This window comes from Rothia nasimurium (assembly GCF_049068285.1).
In the GTDB taxonomy this organism is placed as follows: domain Bacteria; phylum Actinomycetota; class Actinomycetes; order Actinomycetales; family Micrococcaceae; genus Rothia; species Rothia nasimurium_I.
In genome coordinates this window covers 206,417-229,357 of the sequence record NZ_JBLKPV010000003.1, presented here as the reverse complement: position 1 = coordinate 229,357, position 22,941 = coordinate 206,417, and the positions used below count along the sequence as shown (strand labels likewise).

At 61.2% G+C, this 22,941-nt stretch carries 21 protein-coding genes and 1 tRNA gene; 15 read left to right on the top strand and 7 right to left on the bottom strand.

Annotated features, from left to right (window positions below; genetic code table 11):
- Positions 1-45 precede the first annotated feature (45 nt).
- From ACMXX3_RS04535 to ACMXX3_RS04525, 3 genes are all read right to left on the bottom strand, one after another.
- Positions 46-1,647 (bottom strand): LCP family protein, encoded by a 1,602-nt coding sequence (locus tag ACMXX3_RS04535; protein ID WP_421083563.1) that lies wholly within the window; start codon positions 1,645-1,647, stop codon positions 46-48.
- Positions 1,648-1,787: 140 nt separating this feature from the next.
- Positions 1,788-2,441: a 5-(carboxyamino)imidazole ribonucleotide mutase gene (gene purE / locus ACMXX3_RS04530; RefSeq protein WP_421083562.1), complete on the bottom strand. Its 654-nt coding sequence runs from the start codon at positions 2,439-2,441 to the stop codon at positions 1,788-1,790.
- 8 nt (positions 2,442-2,449) lie between these two features.
- Positions 2,450-3,670, bottom strand: a complete 1,221-nt coding sequence (locus ACMXX3_RS04525) for a 5-(carboxyamino)imidazole ribonucleotide synthase (protein ID WP_421083561.1) — start codon at positions 3,668-3,670, stop codon at positions 2,450-2,452.
- A 198-nt stretch (positions 3,671-3,868) separates the two neighbouring features.
- Here ACMXX3_RS04525 and ACMXX3_RS04520 point away from each other — a divergent pair, with 198 nt between their 5' ends.
- The gene (locus tag ACMXX3_RS04520) at positions 3,869-4,444 is read left to right on the top strand and encodes a GtrA family protein (RefSeq protein WP_421083560.1); all 576 of its coding nucleotides are present in this window, start codon (positions 3,869-3,871) and stop codon (positions 4,442-4,444) included.
- On the opposite strand, the gene ACMXX3_RS04515 is transcribed toward ACMXX3_RS04520, so the two are convergent.
- Positions 4,392-5,129 (bottom strand): TIGR03089 family protein, encoded by a 738-nt coding sequence (locus tag ACMXX3_RS04515; RefSeq protein WP_421083559.1) that lies wholly within the window; start codon positions 5,127-5,129, stop codon positions 4,392-4,394. The genes ACMXX3_RS04520 and ACMXX3_RS04515 overlap by 53 nt on opposite strands.
- Positions 5,130-5,434: 305 nt before the next feature.
- Here ACMXX3_RS04515 and ACMXX3_RS04510 point away from each other — a divergent pair, with 305 nt between their 5' ends.
- The 4 genes from ACMXX3_RS04510 to ACMXX3_RS04495 all read left to right on the top strand — a co-directional run bounded on the left by ACMXX3_RS04510 (position 5,435) and on the right by ACMXX3_RS04495 (position 8,903).
- Complete coding sequence (locus ACMXX3_RS04510) at positions 5,435-5,905, top strand: WhiB family transcriptional regulator (RefSeq protein ID WP_421083558.1); 471 nt, start codon at positions 5,435-5,437, stop codon at positions 5,903-5,905.
- Positions 5,906-5,924: 19 nt separating this feature from the next.
- Positions 5,925-6,191: a DUF3499 family protein gene (locus ACMXX3_RS04505; protein ID WP_421083557.1), complete on the top strand. Its 267-nt coding sequence runs from the start codon at positions 5,925-5,927 to the stop codon at positions 6,189-6,191.
- Positions 6,192-6,415: 224 nt separating this feature from the next.
- Complete coding sequence (locus ACMXX3_RS04500; RefSeq protein ID WP_421083556.1) at positions 6,416-7,672, top strand: Ig-like domain-containing protein; 1,257 nt, start codon at positions 6,416-6,418, stop codon at positions 7,670-7,672.
- Positions 7,673-7,808: 136 nt separating this feature from the next.
- Positions 7,809-8,903: a TIGR01906 family membrane protein gene (locus tag ACMXX3_RS04495; RefSeq protein ID WP_421083555.1), complete on the top strand. Its 1,095-nt coding sequence runs from the start codon at positions 7,809-7,811 to the stop codon at positions 8,901-8,903.
- 73 nt (positions 8,904-8,976) lie between these two features.
- Here the strand turns inward: ACMXX3_RS04495 and ACMXX3_RS04490 are convergent, their stop codons facing one another.
- Positions 8,977-10,614: a dolichyl-phosphate-mannose--protein mannosyltransferase gene (locus ACMXX3_RS04490; RefSeq protein ID WP_421083554.1), complete on the bottom strand. Its 1,638-nt coding sequence runs from the start codon at positions 10,612-10,614 to the stop codon at positions 8,977-8,979.
- Positions 10,615-10,682: 68 nt separating this feature from the next.
- Here ACMXX3_RS04490 and rsmI point away from each other — a divergent pair, with 68 nt between their 5' ends.
- Positions 10,683-11,603 carry a 16S rRNA (cytidine(1402)-2'-O)-methyltransferase gene (rsmI, locus tag ACMXX3_RS04485; protein ID WP_421083553.1) on the top strand — a complete coding sequence of 307 codons (921 nt, stop codon included), beginning with the start codon at positions 10,683-10,685 and terminating at the stop codon, positions 11,601-11,603.
- 2 nt (positions 11,604-11,605) lie between these two features.
- Positions 11,606-12,682: a TatD family hydrolase gene (locus ACMXX3_RS04480; RefSeq protein ID WP_421083552.1), complete on the top strand. Its 1,077-nt coding sequence runs from the start codon at positions 11,606-11,608 to the stop codon at positions 12,680-12,682.
- Positions 12,683-12,695: 13 nt separating this feature from the next.
- Here the strand turns inward: ACMXX3_RS04480 and ACMXX3_RS04475 are convergent, their stop codons facing one another.
- Positions 12,696-13,934: a glycosyltransferase 87 family protein gene (locus ACMXX3_RS04475; protein WP_421083551.1), complete on the bottom strand. Its 1,239-nt coding sequence runs from the start codon at positions 13,932-13,934 to the stop codon at positions 12,696-12,698.
- A 69-nt stretch (positions 13,935-14,003) separates the two neighbouring features.
- Between ACMXX3_RS04475 and rsmA the strand changes: the two genes are divergently transcribed.
- On the top strand, positions 14,004-14,930 hold the full coding sequence (gene rsmA / locus ACMXX3_RS04470) for a 16S rRNA (adenine(1518)-N(6)/adenine(1519)-N(6))-dimethyltransferase RsmA (protein ID WP_421083550.1): 927 nt from the start codon (positions 14,004-14,006) through the stop codon (positions 14,928-14,930).
- Between the two features lie 3 nt (positions 14,931-14,933).
- Complete coding sequence (locus tag ACMXX3_RS04465) at positions 14,934-15,845, top strand: 4-diphosphocytidyl-2C-methyl-D-erythritol kinase (protein WP_421083549.1); 912 nt, start codon at positions 14,934-14,936, stop codon at positions 15,843-15,845.
- Positions 15,846-15,889: 44 nt separating this feature from the next.
- Here the strand turns inward: ACMXX3_RS04465 and ACMXX3_RS04460 are convergent, their stop codons facing one another.
- The gene (locus ACMXX3_RS04460; RefSeq protein ID WP_421083548.1) at positions 15,890-17,716 is read right to left on the bottom strand and encodes an ABC-F family ATP-binding cassette domain-containing protein; all 1,827 of its coding nucleotides are present in this window, start codon (positions 17,714-17,716) and stop codon (positions 15,890-15,892) included.
- Between the two features lie 207 nt (positions 17,717-17,923).
- On the opposite strand from ACMXX3_RS04460, the gene ACMXX3_RS04455 reads away from it, so the two are divergent.
- The 6 genes from ACMXX3_RS04455 to pth all read left to right on the top strand — a co-directional run bounded on the left by ACMXX3_RS04455 (position 17,924) and on the right by pth (position 22,940).
- On the top strand, positions 17,924-18,511 hold the full coding sequence (locus ACMXX3_RS04455; protein WP_421083547.1) for a hypothetical protein: 588 nt from the start codon (positions 17,924-17,926) through the stop codon (positions 18,509-18,511).
- A gap of 141 nt (positions 18,512-18,652) precedes the next feature.
- A tRNA-Gln gene (locus ACMXX3_RS04450) sits at positions 18,653-18,724 on the top strand.
- Positions 18,725-18,788: 64 nt separating this feature from the next.
- The gene (gene glmU / locus ACMXX3_RS04445; protein WP_421083546.1) at positions 18,789-20,234 is read left to right on the top strand and encodes a bifunctional UDP-N-acetylglucosamine diphosphorylase/glucosamine-1-phosphate N-acetyltransferase GlmU; all 1,446 of its coding nucleotides are present in this window, start codon (positions 18,789-18,791) and stop codon (positions 20,232-20,234) included.
- A 37-nt stretch (positions 20,235-20,271) separates the two neighbouring features.
- Positions 20,272-21,255, top strand: a complete 984-nt coding sequence (locus ACMXX3_RS04440; RefSeq protein WP_421083545.1) for a ribose-phosphate diphosphokinase — start codon at positions 20,272-20,274, stop codon at positions 21,253-21,255.
- Positions 21,256-21,624: 369 nt separating this feature from the next.
- On the top strand, positions 21,625-22,227 hold the full coding sequence (locus tag ACMXX3_RS04435) for a 50S ribosomal protein L25/general stress protein Ctc (RefSeq protein WP_421083544.1): 603 nt from the start codon (positions 21,625-21,627) through the stop codon (positions 22,225-22,227).
- Positions 22,228-22,355: 128 nt separating this feature from the next.
- Positions 22,356-22,940: an aminoacyl-tRNA hydrolase gene (gene pth / locus ACMXX3_RS04430; protein WP_421083588.1), complete on the top strand. Its 585-nt coding sequence runs from the start codon at positions 22,356-22,358 to the stop codon at positions 22,938-22,940.
- Position 22,941: the final 1 nt, after the last annotated feature.

Here is a 22,941-nt window from a genome sequence, read left to right as displayed (position 1 = left end):
GGTGTTTCTTAGTCTGAGAGGGCCACCTCAGGCCGGGGTAGGGGGTTAGGGAACGGAGCAGGTGCCGTTGTCGCTGAGGCCGGTGGCCGGGTCGGTTTCGGCAGCCAGCAGGGTCTTGTGGCTAACGGTTTCGATGAGGATGGCGCCATCACCAGTTTGCTGGGTCGAGGCGGCCGGGGCGGCTAGGGGCACAGCTTCTGGCTGGATTCCTGCTGCAGAGTCAGTGATGACCTGTTGGACCTGCTGGTGGAGGAGGTCAAAGTCCGGGTAGGTCGGGAACATCTCGTCAAAGTAGGGCGGGCCGGCGGCGAACTGGATGAGGTCGTAGTTCTTTGATTTGAGGGCAACATTGCCCAGGGAGGCTAGGCCGCCCTGGGGGATATTGGTTTCGATGACCTGCTCACCGGCTGCAGTAATGTCGGCAAATTTGGTGAGGACGTTGGCGGGGTCGAGCTGTTTGAGCATGGCGGCCTGGACGCAGCGCTGCCGGGCCTGGCGGTCATAGTCGGTTGCGCCCTCGCGGGAGCGGGCGTACCAGAGGGCGTGGAAGCCGTCCAGGTGCTGGCGGCCGGGTTCAATGTAGCCGTCAATGGGGTTGGGCAGGCCGGTGATTTCATTGGTTCCACCGCCGATGGGCACATAGCCACCGACATCGATGGTGATACCGCCGAGGGCGTCAATGAGCTGCTCGAAGCCGCTCATATCAATCAGAATGTAGTTTTCAACCGTGATTCCCAGGACGCCTGAGACGGCGTCCATGGTGGCCTCAGCGCCGGGGTCCTCGGCATCGGGGTAGAGGTCTGCGTAGTCCCGGGCGACGGTGGGGTAGAGGGCGTTGAGGATGCACTCATCGCCGCAATTGAAGCCTTCGGGGTAGATCGACCAGAGGGGGGAGCCGGTCTCAAAGATTGCGTTTTGGAGGTTACGCGGCACCGAGATAGTGATGGCCTGGCCGGTCTGGGCGTCAATGGAGACAACCGTCATGGAGTCGGGTCGGCGGCCTACTCGGTCTTCACCGGCGTCCCCGCCCATGAGCAGGATGTTATAGCGGCCGTCCTGCTCCACCAGCGGGGTGCCCCCGGCAAAGATGGAGCTAAGAGCCCCGCGTCCAATCCAGGTGATGTAGGCGGCGTAGCCAAGCCCGCCACCGGTGACGAGGAGGGCCGCTATAAGGGCCAGGGAAACCAGGGGCTTGGACCGGCCGGTGAGCAGACCCGGCTTCATGAGCCGGTAGGTATCGAGAAGAATGAAAACCCAGCCGAGAGCAAGGGCAATAAATGCAGCGGTGGCTAGCCAGAGGGACCAGGAGTGGGTTGCGAGAGTTAGCACCCAGGAGCGGTTGAGGAACCACAGGGCGAGCAGGGCGAGGACCAGGCCCCAGACCAGGCCGGTAACTGCAAGGGCCCGACGGCCCAGGGTCCGGTTACCCTGCATGAGCTGGGCTGATCCGGGAAGAAGAAGGCTTAAGCCCAGCAGACTCCAGGCCCGACGGGCCCGCAGGCGTGGGGAGGCGGCTTCGGGGTGGTTGAGGGGGTCGGTCAGGACGGGGGCGGACACCTGTTCGCCCCTGCGTCGACGGCCGATAATGGGCTGTTCGGAGGCGGTGGGGGTAGAGTTCCCTCGCTGAGACGAAGAATCACGGTGCACGGTTGCCTCCTGCCATCGAAAAGATCACTGCTCGTAAACGTAATGTGGTTGAGCAGATTCCTACTCAACCACATTAGGCCATAAAACTGGGGACTTCCGGGGTGATGATTTTCAATACCCTGGCAAGCCCACCCCGGTTCCTAGGGGGCGTAGGGGGTTTTCTGGCCGCCGTCCTGAGTATTTTGGGGCGCCGGGGTGCCCTGCGCTACCTGGGCTTCGCGCAGGACGGCGTGGGAGTCTTCTGCGCCGGTGTCCTCGGCCTTGAATTCTTCGACCTTTGCGCGGAGGGTAGCTCCCTTGTCCATGGCGGTCTGGCGCAGGGAGGCGGCGAAGTCAACCAGGTCAGAGCGGACCTGGCGGGCGAAGCCGTCGTCGCCAGAGCCTAGAATCCGCAGGGCCAGCAGGCCTGCGTTCCGGGCCCCGTTGATGGAAACGGTTGCGACGGGAACTCCTGCGGGCATCTGCACAATGGAGAGCAGGGAATCCATGCCGTCAAGGGACTTGAGCTTCACGGGAACCCCGATGACGGGCAGGGGGGTGACAGAGGCCAGCATACCGGGCAGATGGGCGGCCCCGCCTGCACCGGCAATAATGACGCGGATGCCCCGCTCGGCTGCTGACCGGCCGTAGGCAATCATGTCTTCGGGCATACGGTGGGCGGAGACAACATCTACTTCGTAGGAGATGCCGAATTCCTGCAGGGCCTCAGCGGCCGCTTCCATGACGGGCCAGTCTGAGTCTGAGCCCATGACAATGCCGACGATAGGGTTGTTGGAATCGTAGGGGGAGGTCATTGATGCTCCTAGGGTAGGGGGTGGGTGTGGGGTGCTTGTGCTGAGGCGGGGCCGTCGGTGAGCAAGGATGCGGCCCCGGTGGCCTGGGCCCGCAACTGGTCGAGGTCGGCGGCAGAACCGGTCATATTAATATGCCCGATCTTACGGCCGGGTTTGACGGCCTTGCCGTAGTAGTGGACCTTGGCGGCCGGGTAGGTGCCCATGAGGGTGGGGTAGACCCCAAAAATGTCGTCATTGGAGCCGCCCAGGAAGTTCTTCATGAGGGCGACCTCCCCCTTAAGGTCGGTTGTTCCAAGGGGGTAGTTGGCGACGGCCCGCAGGTGCTGTTCGAACTGGCTGGTGACAGAGCCGTCCTGGGTCCAGTGCCCTGAATTGTGGGGGCGCATGGCGAACTCGTTGATGAGGAAGCCTGCCTCAGAGCCGGGGACCTCAAAAAGCTCAGCAGCCATGACACCGGTGACACCTAACTCGGTAGCTACCTTCACAGCAGCAGCCTGGGCAGCTTCAGCAACCTGGGGAGAAATACCGGGAGCCGGGGCAATAACCTCGTCACACACAGAATTTTTCTGAATGGATTCGGCGACGGGCCAGGCTTTCACCTCACCGGAATCGCGGCGGGCTACCAGGGCGGAGAGCTCCCGGCTGAAGGGGACCTTCTCTTCAGCGAGTAGGGCGGAAAAGTCGGTGCGGGAGGGCAGCTGGTCAAACCAGGCGGCAGACTCGACCCGGGCCTCGTCCGCAGAATCAAGGACCATGACGCCCTTGCCGTCGTATCCTCCTCGCGGGGTTTTCAGGACGAGGGGCCACCCGGCGTCGTCGCCAAAGGCCAGGAGCTCATCCAGGGTAGTAACTTCAGCCCAGCGGGGGTTGGGCAGGCCCAACCGATCCACAGCCTTGCGCATTTCAATTTTGTCCTGGGCATAGACCAGGGCCTGGGGGCGGGGCTGAACGTTGATTCCCTCAGCCAGCAGGCGACGCAAAAAATCAGTAGGGACGTGCTCGTGGTCAAAGGTCAGCACATCAACCTCTCGGGCGAAAGCCGCCAGGGTCTCAAAATCCCGGTAATCACCGACCACGGCATCGGGAACAGCACGGGTGGCGCACACCCCCTGATCCTCAGCCAAAATACGCAGATCAAAGCCGAGTTCCGTGGCCGCCGGGGCCATCATGCGGGCCAGCTGCCCGCCACCAACAACACCAATTTTCGGACCAGTTATAGGGTAATTCACATTACATAGGCTACCTGTGAGATGGGGGCTTGTAAAAGCGGTGACGCCCCGGTGGACATACAACCACCGCAGCTAGAATCTTCTGCGTCTTGAGGCCCGGCACGGTGTGAGTAAGTTCCGGCCTGTTCTGCCAGGTAGGGGAGTCTCCCGGGCTGTATATTGGGCAGGAGTGACACTAAACCATTGAGGGGATCTGCCATGAGCACACTGAAAGAACGCGCCACCATGCTCTACCACAGCCACGGGCGAGAGGTGCTACAGTTTCTGTCAGTTGGCGGCTTGGCCTTCATCATTAACTCCGCTGTGACCTGGACCCTCATGCACTCGATCTTCGCTGACGGCCATGCCAAGGCCAAGGTCGTAGCCGGTATCGTCGCCACCATCTTCTCCTGGGTTGCCAACCGCCTGTGGACCTTCCGCGAAAAACGCACCGGTAATAAGGTGCGTGAGGCTATCGAATTCGGCATCGTCAACGCCATCGGTATCGGTGTTGAGGCCTCCTGCGTGCTCTTTAGCGTCTACGTGCTGGGCCTAACCAGCCCCCGGGCGTCCTTTATCTCGGGCACTATCATCGGCACCATCTTGGGCACCATCGTGCGCTACTTCCTCTATAAGTTCTGGGTCTTCTCACAGAGCAAGAGCCACAGCGACGATAAGACCACCGAGGAGAAGCGGGCCGAGCTCATCGAAGAAGCCACCAAGATTATGACCGGCTCCCTGCCTATTGTTGAGAAGGCAGAGACAGGGCCCGTTCGTCGGCCAAAACTCGACTAAGACGCTCCTGCTCCCAGGTAACTTCCGGGTCAAGAATCAAAGCCGCGCGGCCTGAGGCTATCACCGCTAGAGCTTGCTCTAGGGAAGTGGCGTCGAAGCGCTCGCCCGCTACCTGGAGGGCAGCTACCTCACGGTCATACCCAGAAGACAGGACTGAACCCTGGTGGGCCAGCCGCTCCATCAGCTGGGTATTGCTGGTCCCCTCCCAGGCCAGTCCTTCAGAGTCAGGTCCTGCCCACCCCATGTAAACATCGGGGTGGGACCTGACCTCAGCCGCGTAATCAATCATTCCCGCAGGTAGCTGCCCCATAAAGCGCGGAGCTAGCGGTTCAGAGGCCACAGCCAGCAGGTACTCTTCCGCTGCACCTTCTAGCTCTGCGGTATCAAAGGCGGCGCGGACGTCCGCCCCCGCCTGCTGCCCCCAGGCCAGGGCCGCCCCTACCCGCAGACCAGCTGCCGCCAGAACCAGCGAACGCCAGTGCAGGCGCTCGGGCAGAGCCAGCAGGGAGCCGGGTTCCAGCTCGCACTCGTCCACCAAGAAGTTAGCGGTCTTAGCAACCCAGTTATCAAAAACCCTGCCCGATAGTTCAATACGTTCGCCGGGAACCGAATACCACAGTAGGGCAGGGGACTGGCGGGCAGCTAACTGCTGCATGAAGGCAGAAAAAGAAGCAGAAGAAGTCATACATTCACTCTATCCCCTTCCGGGGTCAAGGGGTCTGAGAGTCTTGGTATGCATATACCACACAGAAACGCAAATTTTTGTATAACAATCTGGTCACGACGCAAAAATTTTTATTCTCAGCTTGACGGGAGGGGCCTTACACGCGTGTAATTAGGTCAGGTAAATTTTTTTCCACCGGCAGGTCAGGTGCCCTCACGGGCCCGACCTTCGCACTGTCGGCAGAAAAATCTTATGGCCGGCATGCACCCACCAGGGAGTATCCTGCCACGCAGATGTCCTCATCTCCAGGGATATGAAAGGGAACCATGGGCCACAATAGCTTCCCCCTGAGCGGATCCACTCCCCGCGGGGCGGCAAGGGCCCCTCACCACACCATGCACTCTGCCCACTACTTAGAAGACCAGGCCACCGCTTTGATCAATGCCGCAACACCCCGCGCCCGGGGACGCGCCACCGCATCCAACGCTGCAAGCACCGAGAACCTCGCATCCGACGCTGAAACCCTCTCCCTGTGGCAGCAGGCAGCTGGCATTTACAGTACCGACGGCGACGATGGTGAACTCTCATGGCAGGCAGATGCCCTCTGCGCCCAGACCGACCCTGAAGCCTTCTTCCCCGAAAAGGGCGGCTCAACCCGCGACGCTAAGCGGGTCTGCAACGAGTGCCCCGTGCGTGAAGCCTGTCTCGAATATGCCATGGAAAATGACGAACGCTTCGGTATCTGGGGTGGACTCTCAGAACGCGAACGCCGCCGTCTCCGCAAGCAAGCAATCTAAGAAAGTAAGGCCCAGCCCCATGGCAACCACCCGCCAGTGCTCCCGCCAGACCTGCCAGCGCGAAGCAATCTACACCCTGACCTACGCCTACGCAGATTCCACCGCGGTCATCGGCCCCCTCTCCACCCACCGCGAACCGCACGCCTACGACCTGTGCGAATTCCACGCTGACCGCCTGACAGCCCCCCAGGGATGGGATGTTGTGCGGGCCGGCACCGTACCTGCCCCCGCCCAGGAAACCACAAGCCCCGGTGTTACCGGCCGCCACCTGCGTCCTCTCTCCTAGGCTTTGTGCCGGACTAAGATTTTTGAGTCGAAGACCCAAATACTTCCATTTCTGCGTCCCACAGGCCGGTATTGCACCCAGGTAGGCCGAAAAATTAAAGTCCCTGGCACAAAAATGTCCCACAATGGGAGCTTGGCCATATCGTCAGTAGCCTGAATTAGATAAGATTTCTCAAACACATTTTTTCACTTGTGTCCATAACTCACACCAAGGAAGAACTGCCCGTGGCTCACCCCCTTGATCCCGCCCAGCGGGACGCCCTCACCCGCCGCTCCTTCGTTACCGTAGGCGCCCTGGGAACCATGGCCCTTGCTGCCTGCTCTACCAACAACACCGCCGCAGGAACAGCAAGTACCGAAACAACAGCTGCAGGAACCTCACCCACCCCATCTGCCAGCCCCACCCCCGCCTTCGTCGGCACCGTCACGGTAGTGCCTGCCCTGGACCAGGTTGAGATCAATCCCCTTGAAACCGTTACCGTTTCAACCCAAGACTCCACCCTGACCAAGGTCACCGTCACCACCGACAAGGGCGAAGATCTGGCCGGTGAGCTTGCAGCAGACGGTAAGAGCTGGACCTCCACAGACCGTATGGTCTTCAAGCGTACCTACACCGTGAGCTGGGAAGCCGACGATGCTGAGGGCAACAGCGGTAAGGGCAAGAGCACCTTCGCAACCGTCTCAGCACCTTACGAAGCTGATGCCCGCATCAACATCGCTGACGGCGAAACCGTTGGTATCGGCCGAATCATCCAGTTTGACTTCTCTGAGCCCGTGATTAATAAGGCTGAGGTTGAAGAACGCATCAAGATCACCGGTGGCGGCGACTTCCCCGGCAAGTTCCGCTGGTACAGCGACAAGATGGTGCGCTACCGTCCTGAAAAGAAGTGGGCCACCAACTCCACCATCACCATCGAGCTTGACATCTTTGGCCTCGATATTGGCAACGGTATGATCGGTAACCACGAGCTCAAGCGCACCTTCCATACCTGGAATAAGCGCTACGCCCTGGCCGATAACACCACCAAGACCATTAAAATGTGGGTTGATGACAAACTCATCCACGAAGCCCCCATCACCCTGGGTAACGCTGACTGGCCCTCCGTCGTGGGTGAACTCGTCATTATTGAGAAGGCAGAAAGCTACTTCTTCAACCCCGGCTCCCTGGATCTAGCAGAAGATGACCCCCACTACTACGAGCCCTTCTGGGCCTCCTGGACCTCCCGCCTGACCGCCAGCGGTGTCTTCGTCCACCAGGCCCTCCCCAGCGCCTGGCCTAGCGTAGGCTACGCCAACCTTTCCCACGGTTGCATCGGTATGTTGCCAGAGGACGTCAAGATTTTCTACAACAACTTTGGCGTGGGCGACGTCGTAGAGACCATCAACACCGGCTACCCCCAGGCCGATCCCGACGACGGCTACGGCGACTGGAACATCCCCTTCGAAAACTACAGCGACGCAAGCTGGAAGGGCAACTGGTAAAACCCAGCCCGGGTTCCGCAAACCCTGAGAAGCTCCCGCACCACCGGACGGTGGGGCGGGAGTTTTCTATGCCTGCCGGGAGCAGAGCGCGTAAGATACTAGGGCAAGAGAAACCGGATACAAGGACTATCTACCCGTGGCCCAGAACCCGACCAACCCCGCAGATACCCCCAACGGCAAGGAATGGGAGAAACTTAGCCCAGCCATTAACCCTGCAGCAGATTCTTTGCTCTCAGCCCGTCGCGCAGAGAAGGGACTAGCCCCCGCAGCCCCGGTTACTGGCCAGGAGGCAGCCCCCTGGACCTCGCCCGTCCCCCTCGTCCAAGCCCCTACCGCCGATGAAGTAGAGGACGGGGCCACCTATGTTCCCGGAACCCTCAGCAGCCCCCAGGAGGAGCCCACCTCAGCCGATGCTGACAGGGTAGAGGCGGCTCCTGCAAGCGATCCGGCCGCAACCCGGGCCGGGGCCCGCGCAGAAGCAGTGGCCGACCGTCCCCGACTGTTGGGCCTGCGCCGTACCCTACTGGCCCTGAGCGTACCTATCCTGATCATCACCATCGCCCTGCGGGCCGTTGCTAGCAATGTCTTCCTCTGGATCGAATACCACCGCCCCGGCTTCCCCGCTGACAGCTACGGGTTCGATACCCAAGAAAGGCTCCGCCTGGGCTCCTACGGTCTGGACTATATCCTGAACTTTGCCCCCCACACCTTCCTCTCCGAGATCACTACCGACGGACGGGCAGCCTTCCTCACCTCAGAGGTAGAGCACATGACCGACGTCAAACGGGTCATGCTCTGGGCTACTGCCTTCGCCCTCTTCATGCTGGTGATGGCCCTCATCGCCGGCCGAAGCCTACGTCTGCGGGCCCCCGGCGTGATCCGCTCCAGCCTTTTTGCTGGGGCCTGGGCAACCCTCATCCTCATCACCGGCCTTGCTGTGGCTGGCGTCCTGGGCTGGGAAACCTTCTTCACCACCTTCCACGAAGTTTTCTTCCCCCAGGGCAACTGGCAGTTTGCCCTGGACGATACCCTCATCCGCCTCTACCCGCCCCAGTTCTGGATTGACGCTGCCCTTGCCGCCGGTTCCCTCATCCTCCTGCTAACCCTTACCCTGCTCCTTGCCACCTGGCCCACCCGCTACCGCCGGGCCCTTGCAGCCAAACGCCGGGCAGAGCGTGTTGAGCTCCAGGCCCAGCTGAGCTCCTCACACCTACCTGGCACCCGAGGCTAATACCTCCTGTTAACACCTCAGGCCCCGGAACCGTTCGGTTCCGGGGCCTGAGCTGTTTGGGGGCAGGGCAGGTTTAGATCCAGCCGTCAAACCAAATCCTAGAGCGCCAAGTATCGTAGGGGACGACCTCGGCATTCCAAATGGGCCAGTAGTAAATGCTGAGCAAGAGGGCAAAGACCGTGAAGAGCCCCACCACCAGCAAGCCAGCCTGGCGGCGGCGGACGCTATCGCCCGGACGTCCCAGCGCAAGACCCAAAACCCCGGCCAGCATCAGCACCAGGTAGGGCTCAAAAGACAGCGCATAGAAGAAGAACATGGTGCGTTCAGGGTAGGCAAACCAGGGGAAGTAGCCCACCGCAAAGACCGCAAACAGGGCCCCAAAGCGCCAATCCCGGCGCAGAAGCAACAACACCAGGGCCACCACAGCCACGATAGAGAAGGACCACCAGATCAGCGGGTTGCCGATATTCAAGATAGCCTGGGAGCACTTCTCAACCTCACACCCGTTGACCCCCTGGGCATGGGACTCATAAAAGTAGCTGGTCGGCCGGGCCATAATCAGCCACTGCCAGGCCGGGGACTCATAGGTATGGTCGGAATCCAGGCCAGAATGGAAGGAATAGGCTGAGACATGGTAGGCCCATAGAGAGCGCAAAGAGGCTGGGAGCCAGGTGAGCCCCTCGCCGGGGTGCTCAGCAGCCCAGTTGCGGTCGTAGGCAGAATCTGAAGCAAACCAGCCAGCCCAGGTCATAATATAGACCACAAGGCCGGTGCCAATCAGGGCGAAGAAGGCAAGAATCCCGTCCCGCAAGAAACCTGCGACATACCAGCGCTTAATACCGGCAATCCGGCGGGCATTGGCGTCCCAAAAAACCGTCATCAGACCGAAGATGGCAATAAAGAAGAGGGCGTTCCACTTGACGCCTACCGCTAAACCGGCGCACACGCCGGCAAGAAGACGCCAGTAGCGTACCCCCAGCCAGGGGCCGTAGAGCATAAAATCATCAGCCGGTAGACCCCGCCGCGACCGGGCGTGCTCCGCGATCTTAGCTGCCAACCGGCGACGGGCCTGATAGCGGTCCAGCAAGAGGGCTACAAAGGTGGCCAACAGCCAAAACATCAGGAAGATATCAAGCAGGGCCAGGCGCGACTGAACATAGTGCAGGCCGTCAATACTCAAGAGCAGGCCAGCCAAGGAGGCCACCGTCACCGACCGGAAAATCAGCCAACCAGCCAGCATTACCAGGCCCACAGAAAGCGTCCCGGTGAAAGCAGCAGCAGCCCGCCACCCCAAGGGATTGTCATCCCCAAAGACCGCCATGCCCAGGGCAATCATCCACTTACCCACCGGCGGATGCACCACATAGGCAGCAGTCTCTTCAAGACCGGCAGGAGCACCAGCGACAAAAGACTCATTGGCTGTATCAGACCAATTGCGCTCGTACCCAAAATGCAGGAGCGAATAACCGTCCTTGGCATAGTAGGTTTCATCAAAGACGATTGCATTCGGGTACGCCAAATTGACGAACCGCATGGCCCCGGCCAGTAGGAGCACCAGGAGGGGAGCGACCCAGCCCAGACGGGGCAGGGGCACAGCAGTTACAGCAAGACGGGCCCGGAGGGCAGCCTCAGAAAAAGCATCAGAGAGGGTCAGGACGGCACCGGAGGCGCCCCGGTCAGGTGCAGTGGTTAGGCTGGAATTAGATTTCACCTAAGTTATGCTAGTAGATTACCGCGCCCCATAGTGGGGGAACACCAAGAAGAGTAGGGTTAAAACTTATGGAATCCTCCCCACAGGCCCTTGCCGCCCAAAACCCTGACGCAACCTCACCCCACCCCACTACTGTCGGGGCCGGGGTAGACGGTGGTGCCCTTGTGCTAGGAGGTACCCCCATTGGTAACCTGGCTGACGCCACCCCGCGCCTACGTCAAGCCCTGGCTAGCGCGGACGTCCTGGCTGTTGAAGACTCCCGAACCCTCCGCAAGCTGGCAGCTGGCCTGGGTGTCACCTATACCGGCCGGATCCTGGTCAACCACGACCACAACGAGGCAGAACGGGCCACCCAGATCGTTGAAGCAGTGGCAGCTGGCCAGACCGTGCTACTCATGTCGGATGCCGGTATGCCGGCTGTCTCCGACCCCGGTTATGTGGCAGCCGCTGCCGTGGCTGAAGCCGGGCTGACCGTCACCGCCCTGCCCGGGCCCTCAGCCGTCGTCACCGCCATTGCCGTTTCCGGCCTACCCTCGGGCCGCTTCACCTTCGAGGGTTTCCTCGCCCGCAAGGGCTCTGACCGCAGCCGCCGCCTGGCGGCGCTCGCTACCGAAGAACGTACCATGGTCTTCTACGAGTCCCCCCACCGGCTGGCTGCAACCTTAGCTGATTTTGCTGAAACTTTCGGAGCAGAGCGCCGGGCCGCTGTCTGCCGGGAGCTCACCAAGCTCCACGAAGAAGTGGCCCGGGGTAGCCTGGCTGACCTCATAGAGTGGGCCAACTCGAAGCAGATCAAGGGCGAAATCGCCATTGTGGTGGAAGGGGCCCCTGCGCCTGAAGCTGAGAATGCAGAAAACCTGACCGACCTCGTCCAGGAATTGATCGACGGGGGTGTAAGGCTCAAAGCCGCCTGTGCCCAGGTGGCTGAAGCCCACGGCGTCCCCAAACGTGATCTCTACCAGGCCATGCTCGACCTCAAGGAAAACTAACCATGTGTACCGACCATACCCTCACCGACGCCGAACTCTGCGAACTTGCCGAGCGCTTTGCCGCCTACCTGCCCAGCCAGGCAGAGCAGACCGCCACTATCTTTGAGGCCCCCGAGCCCATTCTTGAGGGCGAAGTACCCCCGGCCTATCGGGCTGACCGCTATCACACTGCCGGGGAGCCCAGTGGGGAGGGAACCCGCAGGCGCGGGGAGAAAGGTGAGGACGGACGGCGCCGCAACCTGGTTTTCCCGCCGGCCCCGGCCCCCCTGCCCTACGCCATTGTTGATAACCACACCCACATGGATTTGCTGGACGGCGAGGTGGCCGTGACCGCCCGCGACGCCCTGGATACTGGCGAGGCCCTGGGTATTGGGGCGATTGTGCAGGTCGGCTGCGATGTGCCCAGCTCCCTCTACGCCGTGCGGGCCGCCCAGGCTGACCCGCGCGTGCTGGCCGCTGTGGCCCTGCACCCTAACGAAGCTCCCAAGCTGGCTGAGGCTGGCCAGCTGGAGGCGGCCCTGGCTGCTATCGACACCCTGGCCGCTGACCCGCGCGTCCGTGCCCTGGGGGAGACCGGCCTGGACTACTTCCGCACCGGTGAAGAGGGGCAGGCTGCCCAGGAGGAATCCTTCCGCGCCCACATCCGCATGGCCAAGAAGCACGGTAAGGCCGTGCAGATCCATGATCGGGACGCCCACGAGGACGTCGTGCGCGTTTTGCTGGATGAAGGGGCCCCCGAGACTGTCATTTTCCACTGCTATTCCGGCGGGCCTGACCTGGCCGAGATCTGCAACGAACAGGGCTGGTACATGAGCTTTGCGGGTACCGTGACCTTCAAGAACTCGCACGGAATTCAAGAGTCGCTGAGGCTAGCCCGCCGGGACCTCATCCTGGCGGAGACCGACGCTCCCTTCTTGACCCCCCACCCCTTTAGGGGCCGCCCCAACGCTAGTTACATGACCAACTACACTGTGCGTTTCATGGCTGAACACCTGGGGGCTGACCTGGAAGAACTCTGCCGGGATATTCGCGCTAACTCCCTGGCTGCCTACGGGTCCTGGGGGATTGAAGGCTTCTAGGGCCCTAGCTGCTCTAGTCCCGGTTGTGGACGGTGGCGGTAGGCCGTAAGAGCACCGGGAGCGCCAGGTAGGCAACAGCCCAGGCCACCGGCAGGGCGTGCAAGAGGGCTAGGTGCTCGGGCCACTCGTTGCCACCCCAGTTGTGGCCGCCAAACCAGACCGCAAAGGGCATAGCAAAAATGAGGGTTCCGGCGGCGGCCAGGTAGAGGTAGCTCCTGTGGGCGGTGCGCCAGCCGTAGAGGGCAGCGAAAATCAGGAAGGTCACGAACCAGACCCAGTGGTGGGTCCAGGAGATAGGGGAGAGCAAGAGCCCCAGCGCCGCAACGCAGGATGCGGCCCCCAGGTAGGCGCCGGGGACGTCCTGCCCAGCTAGCCTGCGAACGGCCAGATAGGTTAGCACTACCGACCCCAGGGCGGTGAGAGCAAAAAGGACGCCGGTGAGCCAGGCGGGGAAGAGTATGGCCCAGGTGCCCAGCAGGTTATAGTTCAGCGCCCCGGTAATGGAGCCCACGCGGGAGGATTCAAAGATTTTCTCGGTGAAGTACTCGCGGGCTACCTCAAAATCGACGGCAAAACTCAGTGCGATAGAGGCCAAGCCGGTGCCTACGAACCGGGCTAGGGACTTCCAATCGCGGGTGGCGAGAAAGAGCAACCCGAAGATAGCCGGGGTGAGTTTGATGCAGGCGGTCAGGGCAATGAGCACCCCGTGCCAGCGGGTGTTCTTGAGGTAGATGACGTCGGTGAGAATGAGCAAGACCAAAAAGAGGTTGATTTGCCCCAGTTCCATGTTGAAGCTGATGGGGAAGAACTTGAGCAGCAGGGGAGTTAGCCAGAGCCCGGCTGCCAGGGCCGGACGCTTACCCACCCCCATACCCCGGCAGGAGAGATAGACCAGGGTTACCAGCGCGGCAATGTTGAGCAACAGAAATATTGGCCCAGCAGTATCTGCACTGGTGAGCAACACAAAAGGTGTGAAGACCAGGGCTGCAAAAGGCGGGTAGGTAAAGCCGTAGATTTCCTCGGGAGGCAGTGCCCAGTTGTAGAGCTGGCTGGTTTCTAGCCAGTGGGCCACCCCTCCGTAATAGACCTGTAGGTCGAAGAATTCCCTGGCCACCATTTTTTCGTCCCAGAGGAAGGGGTAGGCGCTGATGACGGTGAGCGCTAGGGCGGTGACCAGGGCCGGTGTGCTGGTGAGTGCCCTGGCTAGGGCGGTGATGGGCGGACGCTGGTGCGCGGCAGGTGCGGTAGGCATAGGTTCCCCGGGGTTGGGTGGCTGGGTACGAGCAGTAATTCTACCGGTGGGGTGGCCAGGCCGGGGGAGATGTGCGGTATATGCAGAAAAGGTAAACTGGAGCCTGTGACTGAACAGCTTTCTCCCGCACCCGATGCCCTCCTTGGCCCCCAAGAAATCCGTGATCTGGCCGCCACCTTGGGGATCCGCCCCACGAAGACCCTGGGCCAGAACTTTGTGATTGACCCTAATACCATTCGCCGTATTATCGCCGCTGCCGGTATCAGCCCCGATGAGACGGTGGTTGAGGTTGGCCCCGGCCTGGGCTCTTTGACCCTGGGGATTTTGGACGCGGCCCGCGACATGGTTGCTGTTGAAATCGACCCGCCCCTTGCTGAACAGCTTCCGGCGACCATTGCTAAGTTCCGTCCCGGCTCAGAAGACCGGATTGACGTGGTGCTTTCGGACGCCATGAAGGTCACCGAGCTGCCGCGTACCCCGTCCGCCCTGGTGGCCAACCTTCCCTATAACGTGGCGGTGCCGGTGCTGCTGCACATGTTTGCAACCTTCCCCTCGATTGAGCACGCCCTGGTCATGGTGCAGGACGAGGTTGCCGACCGGCTCTCAGCTAAGCCCGGCTCCAAGATTTACGGGGTGCCCTCGGTCAAGGCCAACTGGTTCGCTGAAGTCTCTAAGGCAGGGGTGATTGGCACCAACGTCTTCTGGCCTGCCCCCAAGATTAAGTCGGGCCTGGTGGCTTTTAAGCGCCGCCCTGAGCTGCTCTCTGATCTGCCCCGTGAAGAGGTCTTTGCCATTATTGACGCAGCCTTTGCCCAGCGCCGCAAGACCCTGCGGGCTGCGCTCGCTGGCTGGGCCGGTTCAGCTGCCCGCGCCGGTGAGATTCTTGAAGCTGCCGGCCTTGACCCGCAGCTGCGCGGGGAGAAACTCGATATTTTTGACTTCATTAAGATCGCCGAGGCTGCCCGCCAGGTTCCAGCCCTGGTTGAGGGGGAGTAGCCCGTGGTGTCGGTATCAGCTACCGCAGCCGGTAAAACCAACCTCTACTTTGCCGTGGGTCCGGTGCGGCCTGACGGCTACCACGAGGTAGCCTCCCTCTATGCCGCCGTTGACCTGGAAGAACGAGTCACTGTTACGGCAGGCCAGCAGCCCGGTATCAGCCAGTCTTTGACCGTCGTGTCCGGTTCCCCGGCTGCCTCCCAGGTGGAGGCAGGGGCCTTTGACCCCGCGACCGTCCCTTTGGATTCAAGCAATCTGGCCTACCGGGGGGCTGAGGCCGTCCTGACCGCCCAGGGGCTAGAGGCCCACCAGGTCAGCCTGCACCTGCACATCGATAAGGCCGTACCGGTAGCCGGTGGCATGGGCGGTGGCTCAGCTGATGCCGCTGCTGCCATGAAAGCCACCAACACCTACCTGGTTGACCTTGGCCTGGCTCCATCTGAACTACCCCTGGCCCGCCTGCTGGAGCTGGCAGCCCCCCTGGGGGCGGACGTCCCCTTCGCCCTACTCGGGGGCCTAGCGGTGGGCACCGGGGTAGGGGAGAAGCTAGAACCCCTGGAGATACCTGCCGGAGTAGAACCCCTGCGCTACGGTTTTCTCGCCTCAGGCGCCGGGGGGCTGTCTACCCCGGCCGTCTATGGTCAGCTGGATGCTGGACGGGCTGCTGGTACCTACCCGGCCCCCGATGCGGTGCTAGCTGTGCCCCAGCCCCTGATTGAAGCGCTTACCACCCCGGCCCCCCTGGCTGAGCGCCTGCCCGTCATCACAGCCTATCTGCGAAATGACCTAGCTGCCCCCGCGATCACCCTGCAACCGGAACTCGCTACCAGCCTGGCAGCCGCCCAGGCTGCCCAGGACGTTGCGGCAGCCTTCGTCTCTGGGTCAGGGCCAACGATCGCCCTGATCTACCGCTAAACCAAAAAAGCTGTGAGGCCGGTTCTTCAACCGGCCTCACATCTTTAATCGAGGATTTCTGACAGCTCCATCCAGCGCAGCTCTAGCTCCTCAATCTCATCCTGTAGGGCCTGGGAGTCGGCCGACAGGGCGGCTAGACCCTCGTAGTCGGCGGGGTCATGGGCGGCCATTTTGTCGTCCAGCTTGGCTTTCTGGTCGGTGAGCTTACCCAGTTTGCGGTCAATCTGGTTGATTTCCTTCTGGGCGGCTCGCACCTCAGCCCCGCTGGCCTTGGGCTGGGAGGCAGAAGCGGCGTCCTGCTTGCCCAGGGGGGAAGAATCACGGGCTGTTGAGGACGGGCTGGCGGTGGCTGCTGCCGAGAGGGCTAGGTACTGGTCGACCCCGCCGGGCAGGTGCTGGAAACGGCCATTGATGAGGGCGTACTGCTGGTCGGTGACGCGCTCCATGAGGTAGCGGTCGTGGGAGACGACCAGGAGGGTGCCGGGCCAGGTATCGAGTAGGTCCTCCATGGCAGCCAGCATGTCGGTATCCAGGTCGTTGGAGGGCTCATCCAGGATCAGCACGTTGGGCTCATCGAGCAGGATCAACAGCAGCTGCAGGCGGCGTTTCTGGCCACCCGAGAGATCCTTGACCGGGGTGGAGAGCTGGGCAGAGGTGAAGCCCAGGCGTTCCAGCAGCTGGCCGGGAGTCATTTCCTTGCCCCCTGCAACGTAGGAGGTGCGCTTGCGGCCAATGACGTCCGAGACGCGGTCGTTCTCAACCTCTTTGAGCTCATCAAGCTGCTGGGTGAGGGTGGCAACTTTAACGGTCTTGCCGTGCTTGACCCGGCCGCTAGATGGCTGGACACTGCCGGTGACCAGGCCTAACAGGGTGGATTTACCGGCCCCGTTGACGCCCAGAATACCGGTGCGCTCGCCGGGGGCAATCCGCCAGGTGACTTTTTTGAGGACCTCCTTGGTGCCGCCGGGGTTCTGGGCATCGGGGTAGCTGACGGAGACGTCCTCGATATCGACGACGTCCTTGCCCAGGCGGGATACTGCCATTTGGGCAAGTTCTACCGTGTTGCGGACGGGCGGGACGTCGGCAATCAGGGCATTGGCGGCATCGATTCGGAACTTGGGTTTGGAGGTGCGGGCCGGGGCGCCTCGGCGCAGCCAGGCTAGTTCCTTGCGCATGAGGTTCTGCCGTTTGGCTTCGGCAGCTGCTGCCTGCCGGTCCCGTTCGACCCGCTGCAGGATGTAGGCGGCGTAGCCCCCTTCGAAGGGCTCGACAATGCCGTCATGGACTTCCCAGGTGCCGGTGCAGATTTCATCGAGGAACCAGCGGTCGTGGGTGACGGTCAGCAGGCCGCCGACGTTCTTAGACCAGCGGTTTTTCAGGTGCGCAGCCAGCCAGGTAATGGCTTCAACGTCGAGGTGGTTGGTGGGTTCGTCCAGCATGAGGACGTCCCAGTCCCCGGCGAGGAGGGCGGCGAGGGCGACGCGGCGGCGCTGGCCGCCGGAGAGGGCAGAGACGGGGGCCTGCCAGTTCAAATCAGCAACCAAGCCCGCAATGACGTCCCGGATTTTGGGGTCGGAGGCCCACTCGTACTCGGGGGCATCCCCAACGATTGCCTGGCCAACGGTCAGGGAATCATCGAGAACATCAGCCTGGTCAAGGAAGCCAATGCGGGTACCCGACCGGACGGTCACCTGGCCAGAATCGGGGGCAAGGCGGCCTCCCAGCAGGGAGAGCAGGGTGGACTTGCCGTCGCCGTTCCGGCCAACAATGCCGATCCGGTCGCCCTCATTCAGGCCAACGGTAATACCCTCAAAGATAGTGCGGGTAGGGAACTCGATGTGCAGCTCTTCGCCGCCTAGTAAATGTGCCACCCCTCTAGGCTACCTGCGCTCAGGGGCACCTGCCAGCCCGGGCCGTCCTGCTAGGAAAAGTGAGGGGGTTTGGGCACACCGCCCTGACCCCTGCCAACACCCCCACTGTATGCCCACCATCTAGGGGACACGCCGTTGTAGAATAGGGGGCGGTGCGCTGATTGGCACCCATGAACTGACCAGATGGTGCGAAAGGGAAAGATTACTGTGGCACAGCTTGGCTTCGGCACGCTCCTGGGGCGTTTGCTCGGTAAGGGGAGTCACGATAAGGACATCGCTCTGAAGAAGCAGGTCCTTTTTGTGGGTACGGCGAACACTACCTGCAGTGCAGCGGCCCAGTATCTTGCCCAGGAACTGTCCAACTCATCCGCCGGGTGGAGCTACATCAGTGCCGGTATTAAGGCTACCGAGGGGCAGGGGATGGACCCTGAAATCTCCCGCGCCCTCTTCCGTCTGGAAGTAGATACCTCTAACCACAAGGCAACCCAGGTGGTGCGGGAGCGCATTGTTGAATCCGCCCTGGTGCTTGCTATGACCGACCAGGAACGCGCCTGGCTCCACCGCCAGTTCCCCCGCTACCGCGACAAAATCCACCTCTTGGGGCAGATGGCCCGTATCCAGGAGAGGGCAGGTAAGCGGGTTGATCCCATCGCTTTTATGCAGCAGCTTGAAGATGTGCCGCTTCCCAGCGACTCCATCGCCCCCTTGAGTGCCCGCGGTGAAGGCGGTGCGGTGGAGGCTGTCCAAGAGATTGAGGACGCCCTTGCCACCGTTGTGCCCTGGCTGGGCCGGTAGGCTCTTCCCTCGTTTTCGAACCGCCCGGTTGTCCCTGAGGGATAGCCGGGCGCTTATTTCGTTCTGGGTGTAATCCTTGATAGTATTTTTTCTGTCCTTGTTTCAGCCTGCCCTGGTTCAGGAAGCTGGAAGCTGGGCTGATCCGCCATGGTGTAATTGGCAACACAGCGGCCTTTGGAGCCGTTATTCTAGGTTCGAGTCCTAGTGGCGGAGCTATAACCCCGATCTGATTACTCACACCGTCCCCGGGGTGGCACTCGCGCAAGGAGTACTGTCTGTGGCCGCAACTTCAGGTCTGTCAGCTGTCATCGTTCTAGCCGCTGGCGCTGGAACCCGCATGAAGTCATCAACCCCCAAGGTCATGCACCCCATCGGTGGACGTTCCATGGTTGAGCACGCAGTGGCAGTAGCCCGCGAGCTTGAACCCAAGAACCTGGCTGTGGTCGTCCGCCACCAGCGCGATAAGGTCGCTGCCCACGTCACCGCCTTTGACGAGAAGGTCACCATCGTTGACCAGGACGAGATTCCCGGCACCGGCCGTGCCGTCGAGGTGGGCCTGCTGGGTCTGGACGCTGAAGTAGGCGAGATCGAAGGCACCGTCGTTGTTACCTACGGGGATGTTCCCCTGCTGAAGGCTGAAACCCTGCAGAAGCTCGTTGCCTTCCACGAAGAGGGCAAGAACGCTGTCACCGTCCTCACCACCCACCTGGATGAACCGGGTGCCTACGGCCGCATCGTCCGCAATGAAGCTGGCGAAGTGACCGCTATTGTCGAAGCTAAGGACGCCACCGAAGAGCAGCTGGCTATCACCGAAATCAATTCCGGTATCTACGCTTTTGACGCAACCGTCCTGCGTAACTCCCTCACCCGCGTCACCACCGACAACGCCCAGGGGGAAAAGTACATTACCGACGTTCTGGCAATTGCCCGCGAAGACGGCTTCCGCACCAGCGCCCTGGATATCGAGGACCGCTGGGAAGTTGAAGGCGCTAACGACCGCGTCCAGCTGGCCCAGCTGGGCCGCAAGCTCAACGACCGAATCACCACCGCCCACATGGTCAACGGCGTCACTATCGTTGACCCCGAATCCACCTGGATTGACGTCACCGTCACCATTGACAACGATGTGACCATCCTGCCCGGCACCATCCTGCGCGGTACCACCCACATCGCCACCGGCTCCACCATTGGACCCGACACCACCCTCACCAACGTCACCGTCGGCGAGAACGTCACTATCTCCCGCACCGAAGGCTCAGACTCCCTGATCGAAGCAGGCGCAACCGTCGGCCCCTTCGCCTACCTGCGTCCCGGCACCAAGCTCGGCCCCAAGGGCAAGATCGGTACCTTCGTCGAAACCAAGAACGCTGAAATCGGCGCCGGATCCAAGCTGCCCCACCTCTCCTACGCAGGGGATGTCACCATTGGTGAGAACTCCAACATTGGTGCGGCCTCAATCTTTGTTAACTACGACGGCGTCAATAAGCACCGCTCAACTGTAGGCAACAATGTTCGGATGGGCTCAGACAACATGTACGTCGCCCCCGTAACCATCGGTGACGGCGCCTACTCAGGGGCTGGCACCGTCATCCGCAAGGACGTCCCCGCCGGCGCTCTTGCTATCAACGAAGCTCCCCAGCGCAATATCGAGCGTTGGGTCATTGAAAAGCGAGCCGGAACCGACGCCGCAGAAGCTGCCCAGGCAGCCCTCGACGCCGAATAAGTTCCGCTCTCACCTTGACGAAAGCGAACAGCGAAAAATGACTGAGATTACGAATCCTGGCGAGAAGAAGATGGCGTTGGTCTCAGGCCGCGCCCACCCTGAACTCGCTGAACAGATTGCGGCTGAACTGGGTAACGAGGTCCTACCCTCCTCTGCCTACACCTTCGCAAACGGTGAAACCTACGTCCGCTTCGAGGACTCCGTACGCGGCAAGGACGCATTCGTGATCCAGTCCCACCCGGCGCCTATCAACGACGCCATCATGGAGCAGCTGATTATGATTGACTCGCTCAAGCGTGCTTCAGCCCGATCCATCACCGTCGTTTCCCCCTTCTACCCCTACGCCCGTCAGGATAAGAAGCACAAGGGCCGTGAACCCATCTCAGCCCGCCTGATTTCTGACCTCTACAAGACCGCTGGTGCGGACCGTCTCATGAGCGTGGACCTCCACACCGCCCAGATTCAGGGCTTCTTCGACGGCCCCGTTGACCACCTCATGGCTATCCCCCTGCTGGCTGAGTATGTTGCAAGCAAGGTCGATACCTCGAACGTCACCGTCGTGTCACCCGATACCGGTCGAGTCCGGGTCGCAGAGCAGTGGGCTGAACTGCTCGATGGTGCCCCCCTAGCTTTCGTCCACAAGACCCGCGACGTCAACGTCCCCAACCAGGCTGTCTCTAAGACCGTGGTGGGTGACATCGAGGGCCGCACCTGCGTGCTGATCGACGACATGATCGATACCGGTGGCACCATTGCCGGTGCTGTGCGCGTGCTCAAGGAACACGGCGCTAAGGACGTCATCATTGCAGCTACCCACGCTGTTTTCTCTGACCCGGCAGCTGAGCGTCTTTCCAGCTGTGGCGCGAGCGAAGTTGTTGTCACCAACACCCTGCCCCTGCGCCCCGAGCAGACTTTCGATAACCTAACCGTCCTGTCCATTGCTCCCTTGCTGGCCCGCGCTATCAAGGAAGTCTTTGACGAGGGTTCTGTCACCAGCCTCTTCGATGGCCGTTCCAATTAGGTTCTAGCTTTTCGGTTTTTACGCTGATTCTTCCCCTCCCGTCCTCTGTCTGAGGGCGGGAGGGCTTGTTTAATGCTGGCCTGTGCGCCATAATAGAGAGGTTGTCTCTCGGCAACACTCAATAAGCCAAGGCAGTGGATGGAGCGGGATTTTCCGAGCGAGCGAGGAAACAAAAATCCCGCGGAATCGGCGAAGCCGTCCAACACTTACCGAGGCAACACCCAATAAGCCAAGGCAGTGGAATATAAGAAGGATTTCCTTCGTATAGGTCCGAACCTGACGGTGGCTGGTTAGAAAGCGATTTCTGGCGCCAGTTCACTTCTTTTTACTTGGCGCATCGACTTTTCTACCTGAGAAAGGATGGACCTCATGTCAGAGACCATCAAGATTTCCGCAACCGTCCGCAGCGACTTCGGTAAGGGTTACGCCCGCCGTATCCGCATGGCTGGCGACATCCCCGCCGTCATCTACGGTCACGGTGAAGAGCCCAAGCACGTTGTTCTGCCCGGTCACGCAACCACCCTGGCTGCCCGCGTCCCCAACGCTATCCTGGACCTGGACATCGAAGGTACCTCCCACCTGGCCATGATCAAGGACATCCAGCGTCACCCCATCCGCCCCGAACTGCAGCACATCGACCTGCTGACCGTTAAGCGCGGCGAGCGTGTTGAGATTGAGGTTCCCGTGCACGTTGAAGGTGAGCCTGCTGCCGGTGCCGTAGCTAACCAGGAAGAAACCGCCCTGCTCGTTGAAGCAGACGCCTTGAAGGCTCCCGAAGCTCTCGTTGTTAACATTGAAGGCCGCGAAGCTGGCGCCCACGTTCACGCCTCTGACGTTGAGCTGCCTGCAGACGTCACCCTGGTTGCTGACGCTGACCTGCTCGTAGTCAACATCTCCGAGCCTGAGGAACTGGATGTTCCCGAGGTCGGCGAAGAAGGCGCTGAAGAGGTTGAGGCTCCCGCCGAAGCCTAAGACCTAGTGACAACTAGTTCTAACTAAAGCTTGTGAGTAGGCCCGCACCGGTTAGCCGGTGCGGGCCTCCTCTGTCTAAACTGATAACCGTGTTTGAAAGAATTTTCCGCCGTCGAAAGGGCGAAACCATGTCAGATGCTTGGCTGATTGTTGGCCTGGGCAACCCGGGTCCTGAGTATGCTGCCACCCGCCATAATATTGGGCAAATGGTGCTGGACGAACTCGCACCTATCGTCGGCGGCAGCTTTAAAAAGCACGGGAAAGCCCGCGCCGTGGTCTGCGAAGGTCGCCTGGGCATGGGTGGGCCTAAGGTGGTGCTGGCTAAGCCCTTGACCTATATGAATGTCTCCGGCGGGCCGGTAGCTGCCCTTGCCAACTTCTACGGTATTGACCCTGACCGGGTTGTGGTAGTGCATGATGAACTCGATATCCCCTTCGATACGGTCAAGCTCAAGATCGGTGGGGGAGAGGGCGGCCATAACGGCCTGCGCGATATCACCAAGGCCCTGGGGACGAAAGACTACTACCGGGTCCGCACCGGCATTGGTCGCCCGCCGGGCCAGATGCAGACGGCTGATTTCGTCCTCAAACCCTTCACGACAGCTGAGAAAAAAGACCTCCCCTTCCTCATTTCCAACGCAGCGGACGCTACCGAGATGCTGATTAAGGACGGCCTGCTGGCTGCCCAGCAGCGCTACCACGGGGCGTCCTAAA

Excerpts from the sequence above, each read along its gene's own strand:
- ACMXX3_RS04475 (WP_421083551.1), bottom strand. The coding sequence starts at position 13,934 with ATGCCTACCGCACCTGCCGCGCACCAGCGTCCGCCCATCACCGCCCTA.
- ACMXX3_RS04440 (WP_421083545.1), top strand. The coding sequence starts at position 20,272 with ATGACTGAGATTACGAATCCTGGCGAGAAGAAGATGGCGTTGGTCTCA.
- ACMXX3_RS04515 (WP_421083559.1), bottom strand. The coding sequence starts at position 5,129 with ATGACTTCTTCTGCTTCTTTTTCTGCCTTCATGCAGCAGTTAGCTGCC.
- ACMXX3_RS04505 (WP_421083557.1), top strand. The coding sequence starts at position 5,925 with ATGGCAACCACCCGCCAGTGCTCCCGCCAGACCTGCCAGCGCGAAGCA.
- rsmA (WP_421083550.1), top strand. The coding sequence starts at position 14,004 with ATGTGCGGTATATGCAGAAAAGGTAAACTGGAGCCTGTGACTGAACAG.
- pth (WP_421083588.1), top strand. The coding sequence starts at position 22,356 with ATGTCAGATGCTTGGCTGATTGTTGGCCTGGGCAACCCGGGTCCTGAG.
- rsmI (WP_421083553.1), top strand. The coding sequence starts at position 10,683 with ATGGAATCCTCCCCACAGGCCCTTGCCGCCCAAAACCCTGACGCAACC.
- ACMXX3_RS04480 (WP_421083552.1), top strand. The coding sequence starts at position 11,606 with ATGTGTACCGACCATACCCTCACCGACGCCGAACTCTGCGAACTTGCC.
- purE (WP_421083562.1), bottom strand. The coding sequence starts at position 2,441 with ATGACCTCCCCCTACGATTCCAACAACCCTATCGTCGGCATTGTCATG.
- ACMXX3_RS04520 (WP_421083560.1), top strand. The coding sequence starts at position 3,869 with ATGAGCACACTGAAAGAACGCGCCACCATGCTCTACCACAGCCACGGG.
- ACMXX3_RS04435 (WP_421083544.1), top strand. The coding sequence starts at position 21,625 with ATGTCAGAGACCATCAAGATTTCCGCAACCGTCCGCAGCGACTTCGGT.
- ACMXX3_RS04510 (WP_421083558.1), top strand. The coding sequence starts at position 5,435 with ATGGGCCACAATAGCTTCCCCCTGAGCGGATCCACTCCCCGCGGGGCG.